General features: G+C 40.4%; 18 protein-coding genes. 12 read left to right on the top strand and 6 right to left on the bottom strand.

Annotated features, from left to right (window positions below):
* Window positions 1-14 precede the first annotated feature (14 nt).
* The 3 genes from NMK93_RS11970 (at window position 15) to NMK93_RS11975 (ending at window position 2,362) form a co-directional block, all read left to right on the top strand.
* Complete coding sequence (locus NMK93_RS11970) at window positions 15-908, top strand: HNH endonuclease (protein ID WP_254527522.1); 894 nt, start codon at window positions 15-17, stop codon at window positions 906-908.
* Between the two features lie 787 nt (window positions 909-1,695).
* Window positions 1,696-1,827 (top strand): hypothetical protein, encoded by a 132-nt coding sequence (locus NMK93_RS19745; protein WP_302328364.1) that lies wholly within the window; start codon window positions 1,696-1,698, stop codon window positions 1,825-1,827.
* A gap of 64 nt (window positions 1,828-1,891) precedes the next feature.
* On the top strand, window positions 1,892-2,362 hold the full coding sequence (locus tag NMK93_RS11975) for a hypothetical protein (protein ID WP_254527524.1): 471 nt from the start codon (window positions 1,892-1,894) through the stop codon (window positions 2,360-2,362).
* A 167-nt stretch (window positions 2,363-2,529) separates the two neighbouring features.
* Here the strand turns inward: NMK93_RS11975 and NMK93_RS11980 are convergent, their stop codons facing one another.
* Entirely contained in the window at window positions 2,530-3,831 is a 1,302-nt protein-coding gene (locus tag NMK93_RS11980; RefSeq protein WP_254527526.1) for an esterase-like activity of phytase family protein, read from the bottom strand.
* Between the two features lie 246 nt (window positions 3,832-4,077).
* Between NMK93_RS11980 and NMK93_RS11985 the strand changes: the two genes are divergently transcribed.
* Together NMK93_RS11985 and NMK93_RS11990 are read left to right on the top strand one after the other, a co-directional pair.
* Complete coding sequence (locus NMK93_RS11985; RefSeq protein WP_254527528.1) at window positions 4,078-4,233, top strand: PLDc N-terminal domain-containing protein; 156 nt, start codon at window positions 4,078-4,080, stop codon at window positions 4,231-4,233.
* A 137-nt stretch (window positions 4,234-4,370) separates the two neighbouring features.
* Window positions 4,371-4,769, top strand: coding sequence for a hypothetical protein (locus NMK93_RS11990; RefSeq protein WP_254527530.1), 399 nt, complete (start codon window positions 4,371-4,373; stop codon window positions 4,767-4,769).
* Window positions 4,770-4,816: 47 nt separating this feature from the next.
* Here NMK93_RS11990 and NMK93_RS11995 read toward each other — a convergent pair whose 3' ends face one another.
* The gene (locus NMK93_RS11995) at window positions 4,817-5,272 is read right to left on the bottom strand and encodes a hypothetical protein (RefSeq protein ID WP_185212499.1); all 456 of its coding nucleotides are present in this window, start codon (window positions 5,270-5,272) and stop codon (window positions 4,817-4,819) included.
* A gap of 419 nt (window positions 5,273-5,691) precedes the next feature.
* Between NMK93_RS11995 and NMK93_RS12000 the strand changes: the two genes are divergently transcribed.
* Genes NMK93_RS12000 through NMK93_RS12010 form a run of 3 tightly spaced genes read left to right on the top strand, consistent with a single transcriptional unit; the run spans window position 5,692 to window position 8,756 of the window.
* Window positions 5,692-6,153, top strand: coding sequence for a MaoC family dehydratase (locus NMK93_RS12000; protein ID WP_254527532.1), 462 nt, complete (start codon window positions 5,692-5,694; stop codon window positions 6,151-6,153).
* Window positions 6,154-6,172: 19 nt separating this feature from the next.
* Window positions 6,173-7,177, top strand: a complete 1,005-nt coding sequence (locus tag NMK93_RS12005) for a ligase-associated DNA damage response exonuclease (RefSeq protein ID WP_254527533.1) — start codon at window positions 6,173-6,175, stop codon at window positions 7,175-7,177.
* Window position 7,178: 1 nt separating this feature from the next.
* Window positions 7,179-8,756, top strand: a complete 1,578-nt coding sequence (locus NMK93_RS12010; protein WP_254527534.1) for an ATP-dependent DNA ligase — start codon at window positions 7,179-7,181, stop codon at window positions 8,754-8,756.
* A gap of 4 nt (window positions 8,757-8,760) precedes the next feature.
* Here NMK93_RS12010 and NMK93_RS12015 read toward each other — a convergent pair whose 3' ends face one another.
* The gene (locus NMK93_RS12015) at window positions 8,761-10,035 is read right to left on the bottom strand and encodes a DEAD/DEAH box helicase (protein WP_254527535.1); all 1,275 of its coding nucleotides are present in this window, start codon (window positions 10,033-10,035) and stop codon (window positions 8,761-8,763) included.
* Window positions 10,036-10,155: 120 nt separating this feature from the next.
* Window positions 10,156-10,641 carry a ribonuclease E activity regulator RraA gene (gene rraA / locus NMK93_RS12020; protein ID WP_254527537.1) on the bottom strand — a complete coding sequence of 162 codons (486 nt, stop codon included), beginning with the start codon at window positions 10,639-10,641 and terminating at the stop codon, window positions 10,156-10,158.
* A gap of 213 nt (window positions 10,642-10,854) precedes the next feature.
* On the opposite strand from rraA, the gene NMK93_RS12025 reads away from it, so the two are divergent.
* Entirely contained in the window at window positions 10,855-11,259 is a 405-nt protein-coding gene (locus NMK93_RS12025; protein ID WP_254527539.1) for a hypothetical protein, read from the top strand.
* A gap of 80 nt (window positions 11,260-11,339) precedes the next feature.
* Window positions 11,340-11,513 carry a hypothetical protein gene (locus NMK93_RS12030; RefSeq protein ID WP_254527541.1) on the top strand — a complete coding sequence of 58 codons (174 nt, stop codon included), beginning with the start codon at window positions 11,340-11,342 and terminating at the stop codon, window positions 11,511-11,513.
* Between the two features lie 10 nt (window positions 11,514-11,523).
* Here the strand turns inward: NMK93_RS12030 and NMK93_RS12035 are convergent, their stop codons facing one another.
* Entirely contained in the window at window positions 11,524-12,066 is a 543-nt protein-coding gene (locus tag NMK93_RS12035) for a dihydrofolate reductase family protein (protein ID WP_254527543.1), read from the bottom strand.
* Between the two features lie 224 nt (window positions 12,067-12,290).
* On the opposite strand from NMK93_RS12035, the gene NMK93_RS12040 reads away from it, so the two are divergent.
* A complete protein-coding gene (locus NMK93_RS12040) occupies window positions 12,291-15,521 on the top strand; it encodes a TonB-dependent receptor (RefSeq protein ID WP_254527545.1) in 3,231 nt (1,076 codons plus the stop codon).
* A gap of 2 nt (window positions 15,522-15,523) precedes the next feature.
* On the top strand, window positions 15,524-17,293 hold the full coding sequence (locus NMK93_RS12045) for a RagB/SusD family nutrient uptake outer membrane protein (RefSeq protein ID WP_254527547.1): 1,770 nt from the start codon (window positions 15,524-15,526) through the stop codon (window positions 17,291-17,293).
* 53 nt (window positions 17,294-17,346) lie between these two features.
* On the opposite strand, the gene NMK93_RS12050 is transcribed toward NMK93_RS12045, so the two are convergent.
* Window positions 17,347-21,627 (bottom strand): DUF4157 domain-containing protein, encoded by a 4,281-nt coding sequence (locus tag NMK93_RS12050; protein ID WP_254527549.1) that lies wholly within the window; start codon window positions 21,625-21,627, stop codon window positions 17,347-17,349.
* Window positions 21,628-21,652 lie beyond the last annotated feature (25 nt).

The following is a 21,652-nucleotide window of genomic DNA, read 5'->3' on the forward strand; positions in this document are numbered from 1 at the left end:
ATTTCGGTTTTTAAATGATTAGAGATTTCATTAGTGATTATTTGAGTGTATTTGAAAAGAAAGATACTATTTCATGTCCTATTTGTAATGAAGAATTTAGTATTGAAAATCCATCTAATGTCCCTCAAGGATTAACTAAGGAGCATGTCCCTCCTCATTCATTAGGGGGACAAATAAGATGTTATACTTGTGTTGATTGTAATAATAGAACTGGCTCAAGCATTGATTATGAACTATACAAGGGTATAAAATTCAATAGAAAAACTTTTTTCCAGAATCTAAATAATCAAAAATTTAGGGTACATAACGGAAATAATGAAGTTTTTCAAGGGACAGCTACTTCTAATAAAGATGGTACTCTCCAATTGACCCACAGTAACAAAAATAATCATAAGGATAAATTGAAATTATTTGTAAATAACCATATTAATCCAGGAAATTTACTTTATTTAAAACCCATAGTTCCAAAAATAGATATTCATTTATTTAGAGTTGGTTTATTAAAATCTGCGTACTTATTATTATTTAGTAAAATAGGTTATAGACTGCTGAAACAAAATAACTTCAATATAATTCGAGATCAAATTATGAATCCGGCACTCAAATTATATTATGATGAAGCTTATATGTTTGATGTTTTCAACAAAGAACAAAGAGGAATTTATTATTGTAATTTAGAAGGCCAAACAGCTGTAATTGTTGTTATGAATTTGTTCTTGGGAAAAGAAGTGTTTACTTTTGGTGTTTTTTTCCCTGACCCTGACTCTAATCAAATTTTATTAAATTTCATCTCACACAAAATTGCTTTATTAAATTTCAAGCTATCATTAGAAAAAAGTGCCTTTTTGAATTCAATTTCTATAAAAAAGCTATGTGATCGTTTAACATTAAAGTTCACTAAACTATAAAATACAACCTTGAGCAATAGATTCTTAACTATATGTCATAAACAAATATCATTAACAAACTTAAAAATACTTCTAAGCGACCTTAATTTTATTAGATTGAAATTAAAATCCAAAGAATCAATACTTGAAAATTTAGAAATGGAATATTGATTAAGAAAAATACTAACACATCTATCCTTGCTCCTAATTTAATCCTCAAAAAATCATCCTAAATCCATTACATCAGTTATATTCTTAACAATTATTGTGAACTTGCCTTTATAGATAATTTTTCAGAAAATACTATATCCGTAATATCATTAATAGATTAATGTAAATCTATTAATAGTTAAAAATATTTAACAGTTAAAAAAGCCTAACTGGATAATTTGGCACTTATAAGATAATTTTTAAATTTAGTAAAAGCTTAGATCATCTACTGCATTTACTCATATTTTGATACGGCCTCATATATTTTATAATATCACAGACTCCTTATTATTTCATTTTAATGAAATGCAATCTATTCCTATCCACGCTTTTGGTACTTGGAAGGATTTTCTGGACAAAGCCACTATTCCCATTATCGACAATTCCAAAACCATCCTAAATAGAAACCACTAGAATATTTCCTTTTAACATAGTAGTCCTTCCGCCTTATCGTGTTGATAAGGTCCAGGTAGATTATCATTTACTTATTAATATCGAAAGAAGTTCCTATCATTAATATATTTGTAATTATTTCCTCCAAATAAAGTAGGCACAAAAACACCTTCAAATATTCAATATTTCTTAATAACTTAAGGCTATGAATAGAGCAATTGAAATATTAATTGAGAACAGAAAGTTAGTTGTAGCAATATTAATCCTATTATCAGCTTTTGCTATTTATAGATTTGGTTTTATCGTTGGTGAGTTTATTTCGCTTATCACAAAATAAACCTATTCTTTTTGAGGGGCTTTGTATAAAGGATTCATTGATAAATAGCTTGTAATTATTATTGATGTATAAACCAATCCGATACTCAAAATGTGATCATGAAGACACTAGCTATAATTTTTCTTTTTTACTCTGTTCAAAATCTTATGGACAGATTGACTCAAGTTTAATCTACAAGAAAGCAGAACACATAATTAAGTTGATTGAAAACAAGAATATTGACTCCTTAATCAGTAATAGTACTGATTCAATTAGATGCATTCTATGTAATGAGGCTGGAATAAAAAACTACATAGATTCTAAAATATTCTTTACAGAAAGGGTTCAGGAAATATTTACTCCAACATTAATTTCTAAATTAAAGTCAGCTCCTAAGTCCATAGTCAGGCAAAGCGAACCTTATCTTTCGTATATAGTATACTATAAGATAATTGCTAAAGATGAAATTACTCCTGGTCATGAAGGCGTTGATTTTGGTATTTGGCTTAGGTCTGATGATCTTTTAAAATTTACTGCCCTTGATAAGGTACCTTAAATTCATATTTGACACAAAGCATTCTTGATTGAGGGTTCAGGGTAATAACAATTACTAGAAAAATCTTAGAACAAACCCAGTTTCCTTAATCCAACAAAAATAAAAAAGCGGTATCAATTCATATTTGATACGGCCTCATTTATATTATAAAAATACAGTACTCCTTCTTATTTCATTTTAATGAAATACAATCTATTCCTATCTACGCTTTTGGTACTTGGAAGGATTTTCTGGGCAAAGCCACTATTTCCATTATCGACAACTCCAAAATCATCATCATTAGAAACCACCAGAATATTTCCTTTTAACATAGTAAGACCTTCCGCCTTATCGTGTGGATAGACCTCTGGTAGATCCTTTAATAAATCAATGGCTAGAGTCTTTGTAACTGGGGTAATACCAGCAGCAGCCAGTCCAGCTTGGTCCTTTAGTTCTTCAACAGTTTTTCCTTTAAACAATTTCCCTGAAGCAGCATTTGAGGCATCAGAGATATCAGTCGCTTTGCTGATGTCGATTTTGAATACCTTTTTGAATTGTGCAGGTTTTGCAGGATCAGCACCATAGAGACCGTCTCTTTCCAAGGCTAGGAAAGTCGTATTACTCAGGGCCAATATTTCACTTACACCGGTAAGTGAGGGGTTGTCCATCAGATAAGCGTATTGTTTTGTAGCTCCGGATGCGATGTCAAAGGTCAGGATACGAATGATCACTGAACCTGATATGGCAGCCGAACTGGGATTGTACATCGGGGATTGCATAATACCGACCAAGGTCTTGCCATCTGGGGTAATCGTCAAGCCTTCCATCCCTCTATTGGCCCTGCGATTAGCAAAGACAGCAGGAATTTTACGGCCACCGAAGCCAGTTCCAAAAGGGTTGATACGTTCAATGGTCTTTCCAGTGATATCGGCATGAACGATATGTGGACCATATTCATCCGAGATCCAGAACGTGCCGTCCGCGGCGATAACCAAACCTTCAGAGTCGATACCGTCTGCCGATGCTGCCAATTGCTGTCCATTCAGATCATAAGGAATTTCGCCCGTTGACCCCATTCCCTTTGGATTCGGTAAGCCATTTAACTTGGCACCTTTTTCATTCTTCAATTCGATTACTTGCTCCAGGACTAATTTCCCTTCCTTCAACCTGAATTTTCCAATCTGTGGAGCGAAGTCCGACTTTCCAATGATAATAGCGTTCTTAGCCTGTCCAGCTACATTGGCTCCTCGATCTGTCATCATATAAAATACTTCCGGATCATTCGGGTCTGCCACTATAGCGGAACCAAAACCACCATTATAGACTTTTACGCCATCTTTGGTCGTCATCAGTACATTGGGAGTTTCTACTTCCGCCATAGCAGGATAGTCTACAACTTTGGACTGGTTGTGATCTTGATCTTTTTCGCAAGAAGTTAGTGCTGCAATAAAGGTTAAAGCAGTCGCTAGTGTGTGAATTTGTTTTATCATTAATATAGCTTAATAAATTGGCACAAATAAAGATGTTGAATATGAAACAGATGTTAAGCAATGGTGAAATTATTATCATTGCTAGAAATATACCTTCTTAGATATATCATAATAGTCTCCCTCCCTATTTTGATTCCCCAACAATTCTTTCTAAATTCATGATAACAACATCAATCACCATAATTATCAATCATTATGAACTTACTTTTCTTAGGCAGTTTAATAGCTAGTGCGATTTGGATAATTATGTTATTTATTACAGTCTTTTCCATCTACCATATCGTCACGAACCGAGAACTATCCAGTGGCCAAAGAGTGGTCTGGATATTGGTTGTATTGGTTTTTAATGTGATTGGTTCAATTATCTACTTAGCCTTGAATAATTCCAAAAAAGCAGCATAGCCTATATTTAGCTTAACATTTCCGATTTCCTTTATTTTCTTTGGTATATCCCCTATTTTACCATTTACCGGATCCACAGATTTTTATCTTTGGCAGGGAAATTGTTTCGTGTCAAGAAATCACACAATCTACTTAATATGAAAAAGCAATTACACTTTATGCTATTTATTGCATTGGGTCTTATTGGAACAACGTCTTGTAGCAAAGACAGTAATTTGAAGCCTATTGATGCTGTGGGGAGTTACCAGGGAGATTTGAGCATTCATCTTTCTAACGGCAAGTTCACCAGTTATGACAATAGCATCGTAACGGTTACTCAAGCGGGTGAAGACCAGTTAAAATTCACGACAAATGCAGCTTCGGGAAGTGTTTCGGAAACTTTTGATGTCTATGAGCAGAACGGTACGATGAGCAATGATGACGATGATCCAAAGGGAGTATTCGTATATATCAAAGACGAAAACTCATTATCGGTTTCTACGCTTGGAAGTAAAGCAACTAAGCAGATCCTAATTACCGGTAAAAAAATCAATTAAAATCAATAAAGCCTAATTTTTCGGATTAGGCTTTATTCGAAATATTATCATGGTCTTCCTTTTCCCCGCCTATCATTCATATACAAACAGTACATATTCCAGGTAGGTGAATAATTTTCTTCTAGATACCATTCCAAACGGGACTTAGTAATGGTTTGGTTATTAAAGTGACTTCCATATAGCGACATGGTTTGATCAGATTCTTGACTCAGCCAGTTTACTAAATCAGTATCTGATTCGCAGCTTGCCAGCATTGGTTCTGGTCCATAACCATCATTTACTACGCCTAGCATAAATTGTTGGTTGATAAAATACAGTCCCAGTCCGCAATAATCACGATGGGAAAAATATAGGCCTGTATCCTCTCCTGGATTTTGCATCAGCTTTTTGCAGACTTTGCTCGCCAGGTCCGGGCCATATGGTTCAGCATCTAAACCTTGGTAGATTTCCAATCCAGATTTATCTAAGCTGTCTAACTCTATTTTTGGAATGTATAATTGCATGAAATCTGTGATAAATTAATGCCTGAAAAAAGAATTTTACATAAATTAAGTAAATTTTGTAACGATTACCGAATTAGGATAACCAATTATTAAAACGGATTATGAAAAATAAAAAAATCATACTAGGATTTGCAGCTTTGATTGCTGTATTGATGGTCTATAAGATTGCAGAAGCTGTAGGTAAGTTTGTCTATTACATTACGCATTGATAAAGGAAATACGCTTTATCAAATAACCATATGCAATTCATATTTCATTTAGGGAAACCTAGGCTCCAGTGCAAACATATGGAGCTATCAATTGTTAGAAATAAGGGTAATTAAACCCTACAGACTGAGCTGATTGGGATTTTCATGGATTAAAAACCTTTAATTAATCAAAAAAAATCACTAGCTTATTTTTATATACTAATAATACCTATGGTAATCATCAATAATTACGAAGAGTACAAAACTTATGAAGGGAAAGAATTAGGTCTTTCTGAATGGCATTTAATTGACCAAAAACAGATCAATTTATTTGCTGATGCTACATTGGACCATCAATGGATACATGTAGATGAGGAAAAATCGAAGAATGAAGGCCCATTTGGAACCACCATTGCACATGGCTACCTGACCCTATCCCTTATCCCCCATTTATGGAAGCAGATTGCGGATGTCAGGAATGTGAAGATGGAAATCAACTACGGTATTGAAAACCTTAAATTCGGGCAAGCAGTAAAAGTGAATACCCGTGTTCGATTGCATGCTCTGGTGAAATCTATCAACAACCTGCGTGGTACGGTAAAAGCGACCATTCAAGCTAAACTCATGAGTGAGGAGTCTGACAAACCTGTCTATGTAGGTGATGTAATCTTTCTGTACAGTTTTAAAGACTAAAACCTAAAGCCTTGGGCCTATGTTGGAATTTCGGAGAGAAGGGATATATTGTGCTCAAGGAAACTTCTATATTGATCCTTGGTTGCCGGTGGATTATGCCATTATTACGCATGCACACGCAGACCATGCCCGGATAGGTATGAAGCGGTATCTATGCCATGAACTGACGGCTCCGATACTCAAACTGCGGCTAGGACAGGATATTAAGGTTCAGACACTGGATTACAACCAAGCTATCGAAATCAATTCGGTAAGGGTTTCCCTGCACCCTGCAGGGCATTTAATTGGTTCGGCACAGGTTCGATTGGAATTTCAGGGGAAAGTAACGGTTGTCTCCGGGGACTATAAAATCCAGGATGATGGCCTCTCCACTCCTTTTGAACCGATCCGTTGCCATGAGTTCATTTCTGAAAGCACCTTTGGTCTGCCCATCTACAATTGGCTACCGGTTGACGAAATCAACCAAAACCTTGGGGAATGGGTGGCCAATAATAAACGAAATGGAAATAATTCGATAATCATCGGCTATGCCTTAGGAAAGGCTCAACGTATCATGAAGGCGTTGGAAGGTTTTGATGACCTATATGTGCATTATGCCATTTCCAGGATCAATGCAGCTTTTACCGAAAGTGGCATTTCCTTACCTGCCTATAAAACTATTGATTTCAATGATCGCCCAAAGGACATGAAAGGCGAAATTATCATTGTACCTCCTTCCCTATTTGGTTCCAATATCTTGAAGAATATTCCCAATGCACAAACGGCAATCTGTTCTGGATGGATGCAGGTTCGCGGTGCCCGGCGATGGCGCAGTGCTGATGCGGGATTTGCCATCAGTGACCATGCCGATTGGCCAGGCCTATTGACTGCGGTGCGTGAAACAGCTGCGGAAAAGGTATATGTTACGCACGGTTTTAAAGCAGAATTTTCGAGGTACCTCAATGAAATAGGCATTGAAGCTGAGGAAATTACAACTGCTTTTGGCAGCGAAGAAGAAACTGATGAACAGCTAATCAAGGAATAAGATGAAGGTACTGGCAAGACTGATAAATGCGCTGGACAGCAGCAATAAGACCAATAGCAAAATCCTAGCTATTGAACAGTTCCTCGCTGAATCTTCCGAATTGGATAAGTATTGGTTCATCCGTCTCTTTACGGGAAAAAGGCCGCGCCGTTCTGTCAAGACCAATATCATGCGTCAATTGGCCATTGAATACAGTGGCATTCCTGAATGGCTGTTTCTGGAATCATATACAGCTGTAGGTGATCTGGCGGAGACCATTGCCTTGATCATACCGCCCGCCAAACATACTGTCGAAAAAAGCTTGGACCAGTGGATTCAGGAAATCATGGCTCTTCAGGGAAAACCTGATGATGTAATCAAATCTTACATCCTCACTTCATGGGAAAGCCTGGGACAGACCGAACGCTTTGTGTTCAATAAACTTATGGGCAGTAGTTTTAGGATCGGTGTATCTTCTAAAACGCTCATTAATGCTTTTGCCAAGTATTATGATTTGGATGCAAACCTGGTAGCCCATAGCCTTATGTCGGATTGGGATCCTGAATTGCTCTCCTTTGAAAAATTTATCAAGGGGGAACATATCAACATCAACCTATCCGTTCCCTATCCCTTTAGCCTTGCAAATCCCTTGGTTCAGGATCTTGAAAGTCTAGGCATGGAGCAAGATTGGCAAGTGGAATATAAATGGGATGGAATCCGCGGACAGGTAATCAAACGGGAAGGCGAAACCTTTATTTGGTCGCGTGGTGAGGAGCTGGTAAATGAGCAATTCCCCGAACTATTGGAAGATCTGAAAGAGGTGGATTTTGATTTTGTCATCGATGGAGAGATCGTTCCTTATGATGAAAATGGCGTCATGACCTTCAATCAATTGCAGAGAAGGCTGAACCGGAAGAATATTTCCAAGAAAATGATGCAAGAGGTCCCTATAAAATTTATTGCCTTTGACATCTTGGAACTGAACCGACAGGATATACGAGACATGGCACTGAAGGAGAGAAGGAAAATATTAGAAGACCTCCTGGGTAAATTGAATTCAGAAAATTTCTTATTATCGGAATTATTGGATTTCAGCGATTGGAATTCACTCAATAAGGTTCGGGAATCCTCTGGAAATATAAATGCAGAAGGTTTGATGTTAAAGGCCAAAGATTCGGCCTATCAGGTTGGGAGAAAGAAAGGTTTCTGGTGGAAATGGAAGGTGGATCCGATGAGCATCGATGCCGTACTGATCTATGCACAACGGGGTAGCGGCCGCCGTAGTGGGCACTACACCGACTATACCTTTGCCGTGAAAGACGGGGATAAATTGGTAACCATTGCCAAGGCCTATTCAGGACTCAGTAACACGGAAATCGCTGAGGTCAGCAAGTTCGTTCGTGAAAACTCTATAGAGAAATTTGGCCCTGTTCGTACCGTAAAACCTGAATTGGTTTTCGAGATAGCCTTCGAAGGCATTGCCCCAAGTAACAGACATAAGTCGGGCGTCGCCCTCAGGTTCCCCAGAATTGTTCGCTGGCGAAAAGATAAACTCCCTTCAGAAATAGATGATATCCAAGAAATCAAAAAGCTGATCTAGGTGCTTACCTCTTTTTATTCTTTTTGGTCATCTTAGCTTTCACTCCACTCCCATAATTGTAGGTCTTACTGTTGCTTTCCTTCTTTTTATGGAAGGCTCCCCCTCTACTTTCATCCTCAACAGCTTTTTCTTTAGATACCTCAGATGGTTTATAGATCGTTAGATCCTCCGGAAGTGGCATCACAGGGATCTTTTTGCCAATACTCTGTTCGATTTTCTTAACCTCAGGAAGCTCAATGTCGGTAGCAAAGCTGATGGCGATAACCTCATCTTCACCAATCTTCAGGACATGCTTAATAAATTCTTCCCTGTTCTCTGGAATTTCAAAATGGAAGATAAAAGGTACAGCGCTTAAGTCTATATCCTCAAGGCCTTCATTGGCTACGATCAGGATACGGCATTCGGGCCTCTGTTTAAAGATATTGATATCATCAAAGCCATAGTCATCATGGAACATAGGCCTATAGATAGCAGCAACACCCTTTTTGGCATGTAGCCTATCCAATAGGTTATGGGCAGTATGTTTGGTATTTACAAAGACAACTACTTTATCGAAAACTTCATCATCAGCCATTAGATCATTCAAAAGGTTGATCTTTGTACTGAAATTAGGCACCTGATAAAGCATCAGTTCATGGGTGTCATGACTGTTTTCGCCAAGCTCATCCACTTCTACAAGGGTTGCATAAGGCATAAAACCGTCAATCATCAGATGCAGCTTTTCATGTTCAACGGTACTGAAGCATAGGTATTGCACTTTCCCACAACTTTGCGCCAATTCGCGAACGTTGGTTTGCATCCCTTGCTTTACGATTTCTTCTGCATCATCGATCACAAAGGTTTCGATACGGTTTAGGTTAAGGCCCAGTTTCAAATAGACCGCCCGCGCACGGGCAGGTGTAGCCACAACGATATCTACACCTCGGACCAGGTCTTCGATCTCCTCTTCCATCCCTCCGCTGGTCTTAAGTCCCATAATATGCAGATTCTTATTACGGCTTACGGCATAAAAACGCTCTACGATTTCAGCGATTCTTTCTTCATTTGGTGCTAAGACTAAAACTTTAGGAGCTTCATCGTCGGTATATTTCAACCGCATCAATACCCCAAGGACATAAGTCGTGGTTTTTCCGGCACCTTCTGGAGCAATGCCGAGGATGCTATGTCCACCGACGATGCGTGAAAGAGCATTTAACTGGAATTCCTTGGCTGTAAAATAACCCAATTCGTTCATCGATGCATGGAGACGCTTGCTAAGTTTTAATTTATCTAAAGACACTGCTGAATATTTAAAATGAATGTAAAGCTACAAAGTTAGTTAAATTAATACAGTCTAGGCGTATTGGCGCATCATTTACAGCCAAGGATACTTCATAATGATCCTTTTTAGAGTAAAATATTATGAAAGTTCCTTTTCTGAAAGTATAATTCCATCCTCATCAGCATAGATAAAATGGCCAGGAATAAAATCTACATCGGCAAAATGAAGGGTCAAGTCTCTTTCGCCTTGCACCTCTTTGGCGCTACGGTGTGGATTGCTGTACAAGGCAAGAACCGCCATATCCACCTCAGCAATTTCCAAAACGTCACGGATCGCGCCATTGATCAATACGCCAGACCAACCATTCTCCTGTGCCATAGCTGCAATATTGCCGCCGACCAAAGCCCTACGATCTGAACCAGCACCATCAACTACCAACACCTTTCCATTGCCATCTTCCTCCAATATCGCACGGATCAATTCATTGGCTTCAAAAACTTTCACAGTTACAATCTGTCCATGAAAACTCTTCTTCTTCCCATAATTCATGAATCCAATGGGTTTTACAACCTGAAGGTTTGGCATATACGCATCACATAGATCGGCAGTTAAAATCATCTTCATATTTTCTAATATTAATTACAGCTATTTTTTATAAATATGGCGCAAAGATAGCTTTCAAAAAAGCAATTGTGCAGCTTCACTCAAAAGAATATTTACATGTTTCATAATTTTTACTTTCAGTTAATAATAAAGGCTAATACTAATTTCTTAAAGCTTTATTCGTAAATTTTGAATGATTTAAATTAAATTCCTTCAATTTCAAATTGATAAGTCATGATAGCTAGACATTTACTACTCTTCCTCGCACTCCTATTCATTCATATAAATGCAACTCAAGCGCAGGTTAAAGATACCTTGGTCTTTAAGGAGTATAACGATGAGGGAGACATAACTCTGTTCTTTGTGCAAGAAGGAAATAAATCATGGCCAATGGTCTTCATGGCTAAAAAAGAACCTAGCAAGGATTTGCTGCGTGGTGATATCATTGAAGTGCTATGGAAAGAGGAGGAAATTAAAAATATTGATGGTGATTTGATGGAAATCAATCAAGTCCTCTTGGATTATACAAAATTAATGGATGGAAAGGTACATGCACTCCGAAGAGCTTATCCAAACCTCCTACAATATGCCAAATCTCCTGATCTACAATTAACAGATTCCTACCTTGCATATTTTTAACTGCATACTTAGAATACTATCTTGCCTATAGCACCCAACCTCTCACCAAAGAAATCCTAAAGGAAAAGGATCAGGCCAAGATGATTTATCAAATCGATGAAATAACTTTTGAAGACCGACCCTATATGGTCATTGGCCTTGGAACAGACCAAGATAATAAGCAGAATATTTTACAATGGCTGTATATCGATAATGAAAATAGAAAACTTTATGAGTACGACATCATCAATCAAAGACTAATTGAATTCTATTGATTGCCCAATCCTATTTCGCACTTTCCTTCCGTCGATAATGAAGCTGTACCAAACCAGTCTCGAATGATTTAACCGAATGTAACTCAAGGATTTGTTCTGTCATATGTTCCTTAAATAGCCGTACCCCCTCTCCCAACAAAACTGGAACTATAGATATGATCAATTCATCAATCAATTCATTTCTTAATAGCTCATTGATCAGCTCTGCCCCTCCATCACAGTAAATACCTTTGCCATCAGCAGCTTTCAAATCCTTTACTAATGCAATAACATTACCATTATAAAATTTAATATTTCCCTGTGCCGGTCTATCGGAGCTCGTAATCACATAAACCTGACGTTCAGCTTGATCATAATGTTGAACACCTATGGTTCGCTCAACAAAATCAAAAGTCTTTCTACCAATGATAATTGTATCAATATCTGCGGTAAAATCTGCGTATCCGTAGTCTTCGCCCTGTTTTTCAACTAAATTCAGAAAACTGAGATCATCATTTGGCTTAGCGATAAAACCATCTAAACTGCAAGCTATAAAGAGAGATAATTTTCTCATATCATCAAGGTTATGGATAAAAAGTAACGGTATTTCCCAAGAATATCCTCGTATAAATTTCAAATATTTTCTTAAGAAATCTTTAAAAACATTTCAACATTACTAATATTCAACTATTTATTATCAAACTTATTTAAGATTTTTAAGTTAATATAATATTAGCTTAACATTGAATCAATCTTAAAACTACATTTTTGCCAAAACACTAAACCGTTTTAATCACTATGAGAAAAACATTAATTGTTAGTCTCGCCCTTTGCCTTTCTTATCCCAGTTGGGCAAATGTGGACTTGAGACTTGCTGAGCCATTCAAAGCTATTGGTTCAGAACTACGACAATCGACTATTCGAGGTGTTGTAAAGGATAAAGATGGAAATCCTTTATCCCCAGTAACAATTACTAACCTGACCACACAGAAGTCTACCAGTACCAATGAAAATGGTGAGTTTGAAATCGAAGCTAGTCAAGGGCAGCAGTTGCGAATCAGTTACCTAGGTTTTGAAGCACAAAACGTGACGGTAACATCAAGTAATGTGCAGATAACCCTGACTCCTGACGACACCAATCTGGAAGAAGTGATCGTTGTAGGTTATGGAACACAAAAGAAAGCCAACCTTACCGGAGCTGTAGACCAAGTGGGTCCTGAAGTTTTCGAAGGAAGGGTCTTGGCAAATGCCAGCCAAATGCTGCAGGGTGCTGTTCCTAACTTAAACATTGTTCCTGCTGACGGTAAACCAACCCGTAATCCTAGTTTCAACATCCGTGGTACCACCTCCATCGGGCAAGGTGGAAGTGCCTTGATCTTAATCGATGGTGTTGAAGGCGATCCTTCCTCACTGAACCCCAATGATATCGAATCTGTATCGGTCTTAAAGGATGCTTCATCTTCGGCTATTTATGGATCTCGCGGTACATTCGGTGTGGTATTGATCACAACCAAAAGAGCTAAGGCAGACCGAACAAGCATTACCTACTCCGGAAATGCTTCATTCCAGAAGCCAATCGCTAGACCCGACTTTATTACAGATGGATATACCTATGCTTCCCACTTCTTTACAGCATATAATGCATGGAACAACTATTCATCAATCCCAAGTAAACTGAATAAGACCCAGATCTTTACTACAGAATGGTTAGAAGAATTCAAACGCCGTAAAGAACAAGGCATTACTGAAGAAGTTACAGTAGATGATAAAGGAAACTACGTTTATTATGGCAATGAGGACTATTATGGCACCCTGATCAAGGACAACACCTTTGTTCAGGACCATAACCTTTCCATTTCAGGAAACTCCGGTAGATTCGACTATTATCTATCTGGCAGAACTTATGACTACAACGGTATGTATAATTTCAATACCGACAATTATAACACGTACAACACTAGAGCTAAAGCAGGAATGCAGGTCAATGATTGGTTAAGGATTACCAATAACATCGACTACTCCTATGCTAAATATTGGGATCCTTCGACAGCTGGTGAAGGTGGAAATATCTGGAGAAACATAGCTGATGAAGGTCACCCTTCCTCTCCAATTTTTAATCCTGATGGCTCCTTCAGTTTCTCGGCAGCCTATACTGTCGGTGATTTCATTTACGGCAAGAATGGTACAGCCACTAAAAACGCTGACCTTCGAAATACCACGGCATTCGAAACTAAATTCTTGGATAACTCCCTGAGAATAAAAGGTGATTTCACCTTCAGGAACCGTGATTTCAATTCTACTCGCGTCCGCGTGCCAGTTCCATACAGTGTTGCTGAAGGAAAAATGTTGAAACTGGAAACCTCCATGAACAACAATATCTATCTGGTCGACCAACAATGGAAATACCTATTTGGAAACTTATATGGTGAGTACGAAAAAACCATTGGCGACCATTATTTCAAAGGTTTATTGGGTTATAACTATGAACAACGCGTTTACGAATCAGATTATATCACAAAGACAGGGCTTCTGACCGAAGATGTTGACAATATCAACCTAGCTTTAGGTCAAAATACCACCGCAACTGCTGGTTACAACAAATACAGAAACGTTGGCGTCTTTATGCGTGCTAATTATATCTATAAAGATCGATACCTATTTGAATTCAATGGACGTTACGATGGATCTTCCAAGTTCCCTATCAATGAGCAGTGGGCCTTTTTCCCTTCTGCATCCGTGGGATGGAGAATCTCGGAAGAACCTTTCTTTGAAGTAGACAAGAGCGCTATCTCCGATTTAAAACTAAGAGGTTCCTATGGTTCACTTGGAAATGGTAATATTGACCCCTATGCTTTTATGGATCAGTATTCCATCAGTATCTCCAACAGGGTGATTGGCGGGGTTAAAAATCCATATACAGGGGTTCCAGTGGTTATTCCAAACAACCTAACCTGGGAAACTGCAAGAACGGCCAATATAGGTCTGGATCTTTCTGCCATCAATAATAAATTGACTTTTACGGCTGATTTCTACCAACGTAAAACATTGAATATGTACACCGTAGGTATGACATTGCCAGATGTATTCGGTGCAGCATCCCCTAAAGGAAACTATGCCGACATGACTACCCAAGGTTTTGAACTTTCACTAGGATATAGAGATAGCTTTGAAGCTTCAGGAAGTCCATTTAACTGGTCTGTAAAAGGAACTTTGGCTGATTATAAATCAACCATCGATCGCTACAACAATGAAACCGGAAACCTTTCTGATTATTATATCGGCCAGACCCTAGGTGAAATATGGGGCTATGAAACCCAAGGCCTATTCCAGAACCAAGCGGAAATCGATGCTGCTGCTACACAATCCTTGATTAAATCATCCAATTCTGGTAAGATCTATCCTGGTGATGTACGCTTTGCTGATTTAGATGGAAATGGTGTCATTGATTATGGAACAAATACCTTGACTGACCATGGTGACAAAAGAATCATCGGTAACAAAGAACCACGTTACATCTATAGCTTCAACCTCAACTTGGACTGGAAGAATGTGTACATATCATCCTTTTTCCAAGGTGTTGGTAAGCAACAGTGGTATCCTGGAAACGAATCAATCTTCTGGGGACAATATAATAGACCTTACAACAACCTTCCATCTTGGCATGTTGACAATTATTGGACTGAGGACAATCCGAATGGATACTTCCCACGTTATGCAGGATATAATGAATCCATTAAGGTCAATCCACAAACAAGGTTCTTACAGGAAATCTCTTACATCCGTATGAAAAACCTGCAGATAGGCTATAATTTCCCTAGTTCAATCACTTCAAAACTTAAAGTTCAGAGCCTAAGGATTGGATTATCTGGTGAAAACCTATTTACTTGGTCCCCATTCTACAAAAGGACAAAAGATCTAGATGTCGGCAACTTAAGACCTTCAGATCCTGATATCTCGACAGGACATGGTGATGGTTTCAATTACCCGGTTATGAAAAGCTATAGTTTTAACCTATCTATCGGATTATAATCATGAAAACATTAAGAAATTTATTATATCTACCTGCTATCGCATTGCTGTTCAGTTCTTGTGAACTATCTGAAATGCCCCAAGCAACCGCAACCGAAGATGATATCTTTGGAACCGAAAACGGATTGAAAACCTACAGTATTTCATTCTACAACAATATTACCTCCGGTTCAGATGCCTATAAGGGCGATGCCATGACCGATTATTCTGTGGTCAATAGCCTTAATGACTTTATGGTCAAGGGAGCCTATTCTCCTGAAGTGAGTTCGGGCTGGTCTTGGTCTACCTTAAGGAACATCAACCAAATGATCGTCAAGAACAACCGTGAGGAGGTTAATGAAACGATCCGTAATAACTATACCGGACTGGCTCGATTCTTCAGGGCTTGGTTCTATTATAATATGGTCGTACGATTTGGAGATGTGCCATGGATAGACCATCCAATCTCGCAAGATGAAAGGGAAGTTCTTTTTGCAAAGCAGGACTCTCGGGAGGTAGTAGTAAAGCACATCTTGGAAGACCTTGACTATGCCTACCAAAACATCACTGAAAGTGCAGGCGACGGTACGGTAATCAACAAATGGACTGCCCTTGGCCTAAAAACCAGAGTGGCACTATTCGAAGGGACCTTCCGTAAATACCATGCACTTGATCTACCAACAAAACCAGATGATTTCTTTAAAATGGTGGTTGATGCCGGCGATATCCTGATGTCAAAAGGTCCTTATTCCCTGAATACTGCCCAAGGGGTTAAATTATCCCAAAGGCAGCTGTTTATCAGCAATACGCCGGTTACCTCTGAGGTTATGCTAGCTGTAGCATTCAGCAAGGAATTGGCCATCTTAAATGATGCCAACTGGTGGTGGACTTCCGCAACCTACGGTCCTAGATTGAGCTTGTCCAGGGAATTTGTGAACAGCATATTGAATATCGATGGAACTCCATATACCGACCGTGCTAACTACAAAACCGAAGAATTCTTTGAGGAAACCCAAAACAGGGACAATCGCCTTTCGCAGTTGATCCGTACACCCGGTTACAAACGCAATGATGCTCCAGCTCCGCCCAACTTCAGCAGCTTTACCTATACGGGTTATCAGCCTATCAAATATACTTTGGATGATAGCTTCTATGACAATGGTGGCTACAACACCAATGCTGTCCCGTTGATGCGCTTTGCAGAGGTTTTATTAAATTATGCAGAGGCAAAAGCTGAATTAAAGCAATTATCGGCTTCAGATTGGCAAAAGACCATTGGTGCACTTCGCGCTCGCGCGGGGGTGACTGGAGGAACCAATGCATTACCTTCAAAAGTAGACCCTTTCCTTCAAAAGACCTTCTTCCCTAAGATTTCTGACCCTATCCTCTTAGAGATTCGTCGGGAAAGACAGGTAGAACTTGCATTAGAAGGTTTCAGATTCAATGATTTGAAGCGTTGGAAATTAGGTGAATTGATGGCAAACCTACCTTGGACGGGTATCTATGTGCCAGCCTTGAATACTTTAATGGATTTAGACCATGATGGTAAGATGGATGTTGTGTTCTACGATGGCAGTCAATCTGGACCATCCATCACAGTACCTTCAGGTGTTGCTAAAGTCGCTATCGGTGGAAAGGCTACCAACTTTCAAACCCTCACTGCAGATAAACATTTGGAATGGTTCAAGGCCCAGCCCCGTACTTGGGACCCTAATAACAAACAATACCTGTACCCAATCCCGGCTACAGCCATCGTAAAAAATGAAAACCTGGTACAGAACCCAGGTTGGTAAAATAAAATGAATTATCGTTTTCCAGTGGCTGCTAGATCTAGCAGCCACTTTTTTTATATATCCCCAATTTCATTGACAACAAACCATTTATTCCTTAGATCCATAGGCGTACTAACCTGTGGCCTACCTTCAGCATCCCGATAAGAGACTGTTTGCCTATAGACAAAATTACCCCAATTCCGATTCAGGTCATTCTGCAATGGCCACAGGTTGGCAACCTGATCGCGTCCGCCAAAGCCTAGGTCCTTAACATGGTCAAAATCATAACCCGATAAGGTCAAGTGATAATTCTCTGTCATCAACCTCCTGAACCTATCCTTTTCGGCACCCGAACCTGAAGTTGAACTCCGTTGCAATTTATCCCCTATCCGCACAAAGTTCTCACTGTCCACCCCAATCATAATAAACTCAGTCCCTTCGCCTGGCATTTCATTCCTGCCACTATAGCCCCTTCTCGTGGTCGGCGGAAGCTCCACACGGGTCTTACGATCAGCTGGCGCTGATTCTATAGGATCTGGTGGGACCATGCCTCTACTTCGCCATAAAGAATCTTTCGGAATCAGATCGGTTATCGCAAGCACATGCCCGCGTTTGGTCCAGCGGATTGCAATCGGATTTTCATAGCTACCATCCGGCAGATCGCCCTCAGAGATCAAAATAGCGACATGTTCAGAAAGGTTATTCAACAGACTATCCAACCTGGCCTTTTTAGCTAAAAAGGCAGCCCGTCTTTCTTCTGGAGGCAATGTGCGAGGAATAAAGTTCATTTTTTCCCGGTCTATTTCCTGGGCTATAGGTAAGGCCGCTTGCTGTGCCCTTCGCTTGTCATCATCATTGGCAACAGGCACATTACGGATAAAACTTTCAAATGTGGTCCCCCTTCTACTGGCAACCATCAAAGTCGCATTCTCTTCTTCACCATCAAAATAAAGCTCATGGTCCCTACCATCTCTGGCCCTGAAGGATTTCATCGCGGTCCACCAGCCAACCAGTGCTGCTATGGCTTCCCTACCCCTGTCGACCAGCCAATCTCCGGCCGCCAACAATCGGTCTACCAACCAATCGATTTTCTCATCGATCCATTCCTCAGCTCGGGTAGCCATTTCCCTAATCCTTCTTCCGACCCGACTCATGCTGACCTGATTGGACAAAAACTCCAAGAACAACGGTATTGCCCGCTGCAAATTGTTTTCAAAACGCAATGCGGCATTCATAAAGGTACCTGCCATTACTTCCCCCACATTATCCAGCACGCCTTCTACCAATTCCAAGATCTCCCTCGCCCTATCGATCGCTGTTTCGACTGCCCGATAAAAAGTAACTATGGAATTGACTACCGCCATGATACCCGTAGGATCCAACATGCTGACCAGCCTTGCACTTACCCGGGTGATAATATTGCTCACTAGCCAGTCGATAACCGAATCCACCAAGGTCTGCAACAGTTCAGCTCCACGATCCCGGATCATCGTAATGATCTCATCCAAGCTGTGCTCATGCAGGGCAACAACCCAACTCCAGGCCTGTCCGGCGGCACGACCGATCCTACTGATCCACAGCCTTACCCTTGCAGCCAATTCTGCCCCTCTTTTCCGCTCAATGCTCCGATAGACCTTTTCCATTCCCACACTGAACAGACTGCCCAACATCCTGAAGATCTCCGTAAAATTAAAGGCCCTAGGTATATAGATCGGACTTCCTTGGACGGCATCAAACAGCCAGGTCGTAAATCCTTCCCTTAGATGGGTCCATTTACGCTCAAAGAAACCGATAAAGCCCAGCTTGGCCGTCTGCAGCATATTCACAAAGAATACCCTAGGCCTTTCGATGATACTGTCAAATACTTCAAAGGCTTTATTGAAGACTCTGACTGCCAACTCAGCTGGAAACCTTAATACCTCGAGCAACAGATTAAACACCTCCCATAATGCTCCCTTTACATCTCCATGGACAAACATCATGTTCAGTATGAGCATGCACCGGGTCCGCATGGCGGTCCAAGCACCTTCCACATCCTGAACCTCCCGGAGCAATGGAATATGCTTAAATATATATTTCACAAAAAATGCAATTATTTTATCCCGTATACATTTCGGGATCCTATGGAAGAGGTCATCCAAGATCAAGAATCCCAATTGAATATAATTGGTCATCGCACGGCCTATCTTTGCCAATATTCTCGTGATCGGTTGTAAGAATATCCTGATCCGAGCAAAGGCAAGCTGCAGATTGACGATCAGCTGGGTAGCCTGTACATTCGCCCATGCTTCCAACTCCACAAACTTTTCCGTCAACCAATTCACCGCCATATTGATAGCCGTAAGCATCAAGGCAGAAACATCCTGCGGGATACTTTGCAAGGAAATTACTGCCGTATGCAAAGTACCGCTGATCATTGCGATCTTAGCGCGCAAGAAAGTACTCAAACTTTGGATCGCCTGAAACAGGCCCGGAATCAATACCCCATTGATAAAACCTCTTTCTCGAATGATGGCATCCCGATGTATGATATAATGCCTGATCCTTGATACCGCATACATAATGCCGGTTATCATAGCTCCAGCAACAATAAATGGCCCCGCAGGAGATAACAGCAGAATAATGCCACCCAATATCATCAATTGGGTTTTATAAGGTTCCAAGGCTTGCTTCACCTCTTCCCATAGACTCAGGACCTTCCTTTTTACCTGTTCCCAAAGACTATCCTGATCATCACCTTCAAAACCTATCGCCCTGGCAAACCAATGCCATATATCCGCATAGACCGAAATAACGGTCTGAATATGGTTCCATATCCTTTCCGCTACCCATTTGATACCATCCCAGATCCTGCCGAAGATCCTGGAGACAAAATCCCAGATCGGCTTCCCGATATCGTTCCATACATGGTCGATAAATCGCTTGATCGGAGCCAAAAAGGTCTTGATCCTATCGAGAACGGGATCTGCAATCCCTTCCAATATATTGTTGATAAAGTCTGTCGCTTCCACAAATGGCGAACAGTCCCCCTGTTTCAAGCGCTCAATGGCCGTAACCATCCAAGCCCTGAAAAGATGGAAATTGGTCTTGATCAGACTGATAATGGAAGCTCCCAACCGAATCGGTTCACTAAAGGTATTCACGGTGCTGTTCACAAAGTCGGCTACTTTCCCCTTCGCCCAATTGCTGAAACCCTGTACCCTAAATATGTCGTAGACCTCAGGCGAAGCCTCCCTCAGCAGGGACCAAAGGGCCTCTTTGGCCTGCTCCATTAAAAAGCCATCCTCCTCATCCTGCTTGGCAATTTTCTTATCCGTACTGCTCAAACTCGGATTTACTGCCGCATGTGCTGGATTAGGGCCAGCAGTATGGGCAGACTTTTGCTGCACCTGCTTCGGTCTTGCCCCGCCCTGCTGTATGGTATGGGTCAGTTCATGGGCCAAGAGATGCATGCCCGCATGACTGTTCACATCAAACTTTCCTGTATTAAAATAAATATCATTCCCATGGGTGAAGGCCTGCGCATGCAGATCCCTACTCATTTGAACCGCCATGCTATGATCATGGATCCGAACCTGCGAAAAGTCAACCCCAAAGGAATTTTCCATCTGCCTCAATAAAGCCTCCGGCAATGGACGACCCGCTCCTTTCGAAGCAGATAGGTTATTCTCTACTGACGTCTGAGCCTTATTCCTGAATGCATTCAGGCTGTTAGCCTTTCGCTGCATCGTATTATCCCTTTCCCTTTCATCAGCCTTACGTTCCAAGTTTACCGCTCTTCTAACCTCGGATTCATTTTGAAGCTGATGTCTAGATCTGTTCCTTAAGGTTCGCCGATTTTGAGGCCGCAGTTTCATCTCCCGCCTTTTCCCATCTTCCAGGACTACGCTCATCTGGCTCTCATTAGCATCCGCCTGTTTCTGAAGCGTTTTATCCTCCCGATCCTGCTCTTTCCGCTTGCTTTTATCTTTGTCTTCCTCCTTCAACTGAACCTCTTCATTCCCTGTTTCCTTGCGTTGCAGCTTTTCCTCCTGCGCACATTGATCACATTTTCTCTGAACCAATGGTGTAATCGAAGGTTTCAGCTCATCCTTCTCCTTTCCCGCGTTTTCCTTCTCTTCCATCTTCTGAACTACCCGATCGGCAGTAGCATCGGCCTCCTTCTCATACCGGTCATTCGGCTCAGAAACATTCAACTTCGGCTGAACAAAAAATGAAGAGCTCTCCGACTTCCTCTGAAAGAAATCAGCATGGGTGGCACTATCGCAAAAAAATGAAGAATCAGCCCCTTTAGAGAAAAAAGAGCTGCTCGATTTGGCAGGACTTGCCACTGACTTTGCTTCAGCAGCTTTCATATCGGAATCGTTAAGACATATCCCT

The organism is Sphingobacterium sp. LZ7M1 (assembly GCF_024296865.1).
GTDB lineage: Bacteria > Bacteroidota > Bacteroidia > Sphingobacteriales > Sphingobacteriaceae > Sphingobacterium.

What these genes read in the sequence shown, in the direction of transcription:
- NMK93_RS12050 (WP_254527549.1), bottom strand. Translation starts at nt 21,627, where the DNA reads ATGAAAGCTGCTGAAGCAAAGTCAGTGGCAAGTCCTGCCAAATCGAGC.
- NMK93_RS11990 (WP_254527530.1), top strand. Translation starts at nt 4,371, where the DNA reads ATGAAAAAGCAATTACACTTTATGCTATTTATTGCATTGGGTCTTATT.
- NMK93_RS11980 (WP_254527526.1), bottom strand. Translation starts at nt 3,831, where the DNA reads ATGATAAAACAAATTCACACACTAGCGACTGCTTTAACCTTTATTGCA.
- NMK93_RS12000 (WP_254527532.1), top strand. Translation starts at nt 5,692, where the DNA reads ATGGTAATCATCAATAATTACGAAGAGTACAAAACTTATGAAGGGAAA.
- NMK93_RS12030 (WP_254527541.1), top strand. Translation starts at nt 11,340, where the DNA reads ATGATTTATCAAATCGATGAAATAACTTTTGAAGACCGACCCTATATG.
- NMK93_RS19745 (WP_302328364.1), top strand. Translation starts at nt 1,696, where the DNA reads ATGAATAGAGCAATTGAAATATTAATTGAGAACAGAAAGTTAGTTGTA.
- NMK93_RS12025 (WP_254527539.1), top strand. Translation starts at nt 10,855, where the DNA reads ATGATAGCTAGACATTTACTACTCTTCCTCGCACTCCTATTCATTCAT.
- rraA (WP_254527537.1), bottom strand. Translation starts at nt 10,641, where the DNA reads ATGAAGATGATTTTAACTGCCGATCTATGTGATGCGTATATGCCAAAC.
- NMK93_RS12005 (WP_254527533.1), top strand. Translation starts at nt 6,173, where the DNA reads ATGTTGGAATTTCGGAGAGAAGGGATATATTGTGCTCAAGGAAACTTC.
- NMK93_RS12045 (WP_254527547.1), top strand. Translation starts at nt 15,524, where the DNA reads ATGAAAACATTAAGAAATTTATTATATCTACCTGCTATCGCATTGCTG.
- NMK93_RS12035 (WP_254527543.1), bottom strand. Translation starts at nt 12,066, where the DNA reads ATGAGAAAATTATCTCTCTTTATAGCTTGCAGTTTAGATGGTTTTATC.
- NMK93_RS11970 (WP_254527522.1), top strand. Translation starts at nt 15, where the DNA reads ATGATTAGAGATTTCATTAGTGATTATTTGAGTGTATTTGAAAAGAAA.
- NMK93_RS11995 (WP_185212499.1), bottom strand. Translation starts at nt 5,272, where the DNA reads ATGCAATTATACATTCCAAAAATAGAGTTAGACAGCTTAGATAAATCT.
- NMK93_RS12010 (WP_254527534.1), top strand. Translation starts at nt 7,179, where the DNA reads ATGAAGGTACTGGCAAGACTGATAAATGCGCTGGACAGCAGCAATAAG.
- NMK93_RS11985 (WP_254527528.1), top strand. Translation starts at nt 4,078, where the DNA reads ATGTTATTTATTACAGTCTTTTCCATCTACCATATCGTCACGAACCGA.
- NMK93_RS12040 (WP_254527545.1), top strand. Translation starts at nt 12,291, where the DNA reads ATGAGAAAAACATTAATTGTTAGTCTCGCCCTTTGCCTTTCTTATCCC.
- NMK93_RS11975 (WP_254527524.1), top strand. Translation starts at nt 1,892, where the DNA reads ATGTATAAACCAATCCGATACTCAAAATGTGATCATGAAGACACTAGC.